Here is a 7,167-nt window from a genome sequence, read left to right as displayed (position 1 = left end):
CAGCAACATCAGGGAACTCGAACAACTCGGTTGCTCCGGCTTTGTCGTCGACCTATCACACTGCGGTGCCGGCAGCACCGGCGGTAAACAGGTATTGGAAGCCTTAGGCCGTGGCAGCGATCCGGCGCAATGCAGCAAATTCAACTTCGAAACCGGACTTGAGTAACCACAGCAAGACCCGCGGTCCCGGCACAACGCCATTGCCCTGACGGCCAAACCCGACTATAGTACCAGCCGATAAAGTTTCTTGATGGAGGAGATGATGTTGCAGCGCCGTTCGATGATTCACGTTTCCCTGGCCGTTGTGGCCCTGATCATTATTTTTTACCCCTATTTCAGCAACAAGCCGGATCCGGAGAAGGTCGAACAAGCCTCTGCGGCGGCTGTGGCTTTTCTCGATCTGCTCGATAACGGCAACTTTGAAGAGGCCTGGCGCCAGAGTGCCACTTACATGCGCAGCGATATTCCGCTGAAAACCTGGCTGGAACAGCTCGATCAGATCCGTGGTCAGGCCGGGTCGCTGCTTGAGCGCAGTCAGACCGACTTTAACTACACCAAAGAGCAAATTGAAGGGATTCCTGAAGGGGAATACATGTCTTTTTTCTACGCCAGCCGTTTTCACAATTACAGCACTGCTCGCGAACGCATCACCCTCTACTTTGAAGCCGGTACGTCCTGGCGTGTCGCCGGCTATTTCATCGAGTGATGGGTGAACATTGTCCACCCATCATCCACCCATCAGGTGACACGTATCATGACCGCTACCGACCCTCCTCAGACATCAACCCCTGAACCGCCCCTCGCCACTTGCCCCGTTGGTGTGATTTTTTGCCCCTTTCCATCCGGGATAGCGGCACTACAGGAGGAAATCGAGCAACTCAACCTTCAGCTAGGTAGCGATGCCCTGACCGGCGTTGCCAACTATCGCTCCTTCATGGCGACACTGGAGCTCGAGATAGAACGCACACGCCGTAACGGGCGTCCCACCAGTCTGCTGATGATCGATATCGATCACTTTAAAAAAGTCAACGATATCCACGGTCATGAAATCGGCAATCAGGCACTGGTTCATGTTGCCAAGCTGATCAGTGGACAGGTTCGCAAGCTCGATGTCGTCTGTCGTTACGGCGGCGAAGAATTCGCAGTTGTGTTCCCTGAAACCGACCTTTATGCCGCCATCCCCGTGGCTGAACGCATCCGCCTGGCTCTTGCCGAAAACTCGCTGCAGCACAGCGCGCTACAACTCAAACTAACCGTCAGCCTGGGTCTGGCAACCTACCAACCTTATTCATTGAGCTCCGTAGCGGAGCTGATTTCACAGGCAGATCACTACCTCTATGAAGCGAAACAAAGCGGTAGAAACCGACTCTGCCATACCGACGTGCCCCTTGCAAAAGATATCAGCAATGAGGAGAAACAGGCCCTCTCTCATCTGTTCGGGCGCGACGCACAAGCAAAGGATTGAGTATGAAAATTGTTGTTCTCGATGGACATACCCTGAATAGTGGCGATCTTGACTGGGGACCACTTAAAGCCCTGGGAACCTGCATTATTCACCCGCGTACCGGCGCCGATCAGATTATCGAAAGGACACGGGATGCGGCTATCATTCTGACCAACAAGGTGCCGATCAGTGCCGCGACCATGGCCGCCCTGCCCAACTTGCGTTACATCGGCGTGCTCGCCACCGGTGTCAACATCATCGACCTTGATGCTGCTAAAGAGCGGGGAATCGTTGTTACTAACGCTCCCGGCTACAGTACTGACTCCGTCGCCCAGATGGTATTTGCGCTGTTACTGGAAATGGTGCAACAGGTTGGTCATCATGCCCGGAGGGTGGCAGAAGGGGCCTGGATCAACTGTGAGGATTTCAGCTTTCGCGACCACCCCCTAATGGAACTGACCGGTAAAACCATGGGGGTCGTCGGCTATGGTGAGATCGGTCGGCGGGTTGCGGCCATTGCCCGCGCTTTTGGCATGCAGGTGCTGGTCCAAACCGCCCACCCGGAAAAGTACCAGAAGGAGCAGGGGGTCACCTTCGTCGATGTTGACCAGTTGTTTACCGATAGTGATGTCATCAGCCTGAACTGCCCGCTGACCCCGGAAACCGATCAACTGGTCAACACCGCGCATCTGGCGCGGGTTAAACAGGGCGCGCTGCTGATCAACACCGGTCGTGGCCAACTGGTGAATGAAGCGGCCGTTGCTGAAGCCCTCGAAGACGGCTATCTTGGCGGCTATGCTACCGATGTCCTGTCCAGCGAACCGCCGCGCGCTGACAGTCCGCTGCTTAGTGCGCCAAACTGTATTATCACTCCCCATATTGCCTGGGCCACGACAGAAGCGCGCAGCCGCCTGCTGGCCATGGTCGTCACCAATATTGCCGCTTTTTTACAGGGAGAACCCCGCAACCGGGTGGCCTGATGACTGATCCGAGGCTTGAGCAGCAGATTGCCAGCGCCCGCCGCAAACTCGATGACACCAATGCGGAGTTGTGGCAAATCAGCGGGGGACAGGGGAATGATCTCTATTGTCGCCCAGGGTGTGGCAACTGCTGTACCCTGGCGGTCAACTGCAGTTTTCCGGAAGCGATGATCCTGGCGCCGAAACTGTCGGCCGAGCAACGCCATGCTGTCACTGAGCGCTTACCCTTGTTGGCCCAACTGTGCGCCGCCGCCAGTCATCTCAAGGAATTTCTCCGGTCCTATCGCCAGCAGGCCGGTGGTTGCCCTCTCCTCGATGAACAACAGTGCTGTTCCCTCTATGCTGAACGCCCCTTGTCCTGTCGCGCGCTGCTGTCCACGCGCCCTGCCGCCTGGTGCGGAGTCGACTTTGCCTCCCTCCATCCCCACGAAAAACAGGCCTTTTTGAGCAGCCTTGATGCCGATCTCGTGGCCTTCCCCAGTCATTACCTGGCGCGCCCGCTGGATCTGGCAGCGACCCTGGAACTTTCCCTGGGCGATGAATTCGCCAACGAATACGGTGTGAAAATCAGTGGCAATCTGGTCTGGTTGCTCGGGTTGGAATTGAATTCACAGGTTGGTGAGCGGTTGCTGCGACAGGACAGAGGGGTTATTGAGTGGTTGTTGGAGCAGCAGGAGCGGTATCCGTATCTGCTGCAAGTGACGAAAAGGAATCAACATGCGTTCTGATCCCGCCATCCACTGGACCGAAAACGGCGGGGGCCGCGACGCCCGTTGGCGCTCGCAGAGCGGCTTCTCTCCTCCCAGGCGGATCCTGATCGGCAGGGACGACATGAAAGCCGATGTCGCTTACCGCCTCGCCTGCGAGGGGACGACAATCCTGTGGCGCGGGGATTTCCAGAATGCCCGCCAGATGCTGTCGGCGTTGGCCCGGCGAGTGAAGAGCAAACCGAAGAATCAAACAAGCTCCGCGGAGATGGCTCCGGCCCAGGCGTTCCATCTATACCGCATGGCACAGGCGCAGCGTGCCCGGACCCTGGGGATGCTTGTGCTGCCATTCGAAGCGGATCACAGCATTCCGCTGAGCCGGGCTCCCGACGTTCAACAGCCCTGCCTGGAGGCCTTCGGTCCGACCGACGGCCCATACATTGCCTCCCTGCGTGATTTACTCGGGGCGATCGGTGCCCACGAATGGCGCAAAAAAGGGGTGGAGATCCCCGCCCTTGGCGATCGAATTCACCCACACTATGGAGTTTTTTCTCCAGTTCGCGGCGAGTATGTTGATCTTCTAGCCCAGGCGCCGCTGCCATCCCTGGAACGGGCCTTCGATATCGGCACGGGAACCGGTGTTCTGGCGGCGGTCCTCGCCCGCCGCGGGCTAAAGAGAGTGGTGGCGACCGATCTGGACCCCAGGGCGCTGGCCTGCGCCCGCGACAACATCGCGCGGCTGGGACTCGCCGAACGAGTAGACGTCGCCCAGGCAGATCTCTTCCCCACCGGGCGGGCGCCTCTCGTAGTCTGCAATCCACCCTGGATTCCGGCCCGGCCGAGTTCCTCCCTGGACCAGGCGGTATACGATCCCGACAGTCGCATGCTGCGCGGCTTTCTCCAGGGACTTGGTGCTCATCTGGAACCGGGCGGCGAGGGCTGGCTCATTCTGTCCGATCTTGCCGAACATCTGGGTCTGAGATCGCGAGCCGAACTCCTCGCGGCCTTCGAAGAAGGGGGGCTGAAGGTCGTGGACCGGATCGATGCGCGCCCGGCCCATCGCAAAGTCTTCGACCCCACCGACCCTCTCCACCTGGCGCGTTCGGCGGAAGTGACATCCCTGTGGCGGCTAACGGGCTGAGGCACTTAAGGCGGACGGGCGCTGCGCTGATGTCACATCAGTTCCAGGTACCTCTTGTACGACATGCGGAACCTGTCTTTGCCGTTGCCAAGAAAATCGGTAAAATCCCACTCGACCTCTTCCAGACAATCAATAAAGCGGCTGTTGACAATATAGGTTTCCACAGCAATCGAGGAGCCATCGATGAGCTCAACCTGCACCTGACCACGCGCGTACATTTCGCCTTCAAAGCGGTCCAGCAGGGTCCAGGCTGTCTCCGGAATATCTCGGTAGAGACTCCTGGCACAACCCCCGCCGCATCCGGCACAAGGGCTGGATAATCCTCGCCTTTGACCCGCAACCGCCGGTAACCACAGAGGGTCGCAGCAGCAACAGGCCGATACAACCCCGATACTTCTGCCATGATGTCCGGACACATGACCCACTGCCAATTATCTTGATGAATATATCTATCAGCTTCTCGCTTCTTCAATCTGTCCCAGTGGTGACAATGGCTGTTCATCGGCGGCGGTAACCAGTTCGCCGATAAACAGGCTGCCATTGTTGACAAAAAAACAGGTCGGCAGTCCATCAGCGAGTTCGGTCAGGCGCTGGGCATAGCGTTCCTCTTCACCGGCGGCCGGGGTGGCCAGCCCCAGGATCACCACATCGGCGCCGGCACTTTCAGCGTGAATTGCCTCGCGCACACTGACCCCGGCTTCTTTGATCTTCACATCAATATCCGCCTCAATGCGAATTTCCGGTATCAGTTGCCGTAATAACCGTTCCGTCTGTGCTTTGGCCAACGGATTGGAAGCCAGACTTAGAATCCGGATGCGCGAACCGCGCCATTCCGGGTTACGGGTCAACAGGTAGGCGAGCAGGAGCATCAGATCGCCATTCTGCTGCAGGCCGCCCCACCAGACGTGGACCGTCAGAAGATGGCCCTCTCTGCCCTTTGGCAAGCCTTTGATGCGAGCGAGAATAAACGACTGATGAAGCCGCTGGAATTTACGAATGTTGCGCAGAAAAACGATCAGGCGCTGAGACTCATCGGGCCAGCCAAGCAGAACTGTGTTGCTTTCAATACCGGCAATACCGTTGGCCTGCGCCAGGGCAACGATGCCGTTCTCGACATTTTCCACCACCCCGACCTGGGCAAAGGCAATAAGACCTTCGCTCCGCAAGATATCTTCCATTTCCTGTTGGCGCTGCTGGGGATCCAGATCAAGATCGAGGAGACTGCCGGGAACCAGCTCGCAAACTGTCAGAACACCACGATCCTGACCAAACCAGCTCCCATAGCGCACCAGATCGAGACGGCGTTCAATGCGTCCGACAAACACCAGCAGATGCGGGCGCCAGTTGCGTGCCGTCATCGGGTGACGGGTCAGGCGGATCAGTGCCCAACGGATCAGTGCTTCGTAAATATCACGGCGGACATCACCCCAATCCGCCTTGCGCTCGCGCCGCGCCAGAAAAAACCACAGGCCCAATTCCACCACCAGGGCAATGACCCCCGCCAGGGGTTGAATCAGCATCATGGCGGCAAAACACCCCAGGGCGCCGAGCAAGGGCAGGGACCAGTGCAGGCGAATTGTCGGACGCCAGGAGGGATTGCCGGACAACCCTTCAAGGGCCGCTACCAGATTGATGGTGCCATAGACGGTGAGGAAAAACATGGTCACGACGATAGCAACGGCATTGAGATTGCCGAGCAGTACGGCCGCCAGAGCAATGGCAATGGTGACTGTAAGGGCATTGTGCGGACCGCTGCCGTTTTTTCCGGCCGCCAACCAGCGTGGAGCCAGACGGTCAATGGCCAGGGCCTGCAAGGTTCGCGGACCCGCCAATGCCGAACCGACCGCCGATGAAAAGATGGCCCCCCACAGCCCCGGCAGAATCAACCAGGGCCCGAGCACGGCCAGTTTCGTCCAGATCAGCGCATCACTGCGCAGGGCCTCGGCATCGGCGCCAAAATAGAGCACCAGCGGCACCGTCAGATAGATCACAAAGCCGGTCAGTACCGCTGCCAGGGTACCTAAGGGAATGGATTTTTTCGGATCGCGCAGATCACCGGACAAACCAAGGCCAGCCATAATGCCGGTAACCGCCGGGAAAAAGATTGCAAAGATCATCCAGAAACCGGCCAGTTCAACAGGCTCCAGGGCGGTGGCAACCGCAACGTCACTACCTTTGCCCAAAGCCACCCCGAAGATCAAGGCGACCAGCGACAGGGCGATCAATGCCATCACCGGTACTTGTGCCCTGAGGGAGAACTCGGGTCCACGCGAAGTCAAAACGCCAACCAGCAGAATAACGATAAAAGCGACCAAAGGAACCGGAATCCCCGGCCACAGAATGCGCAGGGATTCGGCAAAACCGTAGGCATAGAGTGTGATGGAGAGAGCCTGACATAAAAACAGGGGCAGACCGATGGCGGCACCGATTTCCAGGCCCAGACTGCGCGAAATTATGTAGTAGGCACCACCAACACCGACGCGGGTATTGGTGGCTACAGCGGAAAGAGAGATGGCGGTTACCAAAGTGATGAGGTTAGCGAGGAGAACGACCAGCAGGGTTTTCAGCAGCCCGAGGTTGCCGACCACCCAACCGAAGCGCAAATACATGATAACGCCGAGGATGGTCAGTATCGTCGGGGTATAAACGCCGAGAAAGGTTCCGAGCTTGTGGCCGTTTTTTCCTGTGGTTGGAACAAGAAAACGAAATAGTGACAATTGAACCCCCGCTACAGCAAAGCGCTATCCGAACTTCGGGAGTCTAGCAGAAAGGTGCCGGGCTCACAATTATCCTGCTTGTTTGCCCATGTTGAATTTTACTGCTGCAACTCAATCAAGAAATTTTCCAACCAATATTGACAGCAACCCTGCTATTATTGTCGGACGTTAAAGCCTC

7 protein-coding genes are annotated in these 7,167 nt (G+C 57.6%); 5 read left to right on the top strand and 2 right to left on the bottom strand.

The window, feature by feature from the left end:
* Positions 1-259: 259 nt before the first annotated feature.
* The 5 genes from AC6F7T_RS12620 to AC6F7T_RS12600 are packed head-to-tail and all read left to right on the top strand — an operon-like array spanning position 260 to position 4,272.
* Positions 260-706 (top strand): DUF4019 domain-containing protein, encoded by a 447-nt coding sequence (locus tag AC6F7T_RS12620; protein WP_500719352.1) that lies wholly within the window; start codon positions 260-262, stop codon positions 704-706.
* Positions 707-709: 3 nt separating this feature from the next.
* Positions 710-1,465: a diguanylate cyclase gene (locus AC6F7T_RS12615; protein WP_500719350.1), complete on the top strand. Its 756-nt coding sequence runs from the start codon at positions 710-712 to the stop codon at positions 1,463-1,465.
* Positions 1,466-1,467: 2 nt separating this feature from the next.
* A complete protein-coding gene (locus AC6F7T_RS12610; protein ID WP_500719348.1) occupies positions 1,468-2,424 on the top strand; it encodes an NAD(P)-dependent oxidoreductase in 957 nt (318 codons plus the stop codon).
* Positions 2,424-3,152, top strand: coding sequence for a YkgJ family cysteine cluster protein (locus tag AC6F7T_RS12605; RefSeq protein WP_500719346.1), 729 nt, complete (start codon positions 2,424-2,426; stop codon positions 3,150-3,152). The genes AC6F7T_RS12610 and AC6F7T_RS12605 overlap by 1 nt, the downstream gene beginning before the upstream one ends.
* A complete protein-coding gene (locus tag AC6F7T_RS12600) occupies positions 3,142-4,272 on the top strand; it encodes a methyltransferase (RefSeq protein ID WP_500719344.1) in 1,131 nt (376 codons plus the stop codon). Before AC6F7T_RS12605 ends, AC6F7T_RS12600 begins: the two co-directional genes overlap by 11 nt.
* Positions 4,273-4,304: 32 nt before the next feature.
* Here the strand turns inward: AC6F7T_RS12600 and AC6F7T_RS12595 are convergent, their stop codons facing one another.
* The gene (locus AC6F7T_RS12595; protein ID WP_500719358.1) at positions 4,305-4,688 is read right to left on the bottom strand and encodes a gamma-glutamylcyclotransferase; all 384 of its coding nucleotides are present in this window, start codon (positions 4,686-4,688) and stop codon (positions 4,305-4,307) included.
* Positions 4,689-4,724: 36 nt separating this feature from the next.
* Positions 4,725-6,989, bottom strand: a complete 2,265-nt coding sequence (locus AC6F7T_RS12590) for an APC family permease (protein WP_500719342.1) — start codon at positions 6,987-6,989, stop codon at positions 4,725-4,727.
* Between the last annotated feature and the right edge of the window lie 178 nt (positions 6,990-7,167).

This window comes from Pelovirga sp., assembly GCF_059864205.1.
This window is presented reverse-complemented; position numbering and strand designations above follow the sequence as displayed.

Coding starts and splice junctions, on each gene's coding strand:
- AC6F7T_RS12605 (WP_500719346.1), top strand. CDS start 2,424: ATGACTGATCCGAGGCTTGAGCAGCAGATTGCCAGCGCCCGCCGCAAA.
- AC6F7T_RS12610 (WP_500719348.1), top strand. CDS start 1,468: ATGAAAATTGTTGTTCTCGATGGACATACCCTGAATAGTGGCGATCTT.
- AC6F7T_RS12600 (WP_500719344.1), top strand. CDS start 3,142: ATGCGTTCTGATCCCGCCATCCACTGGACCGAAAACGGCGGGGGCCGC.
- AC6F7T_RS12620 (WP_500719352.1), top strand. CDS start 260: ATGATGTTGCAGCGCCGTTCGATGATTCACGTTTCCCTGGCCGTTGTG.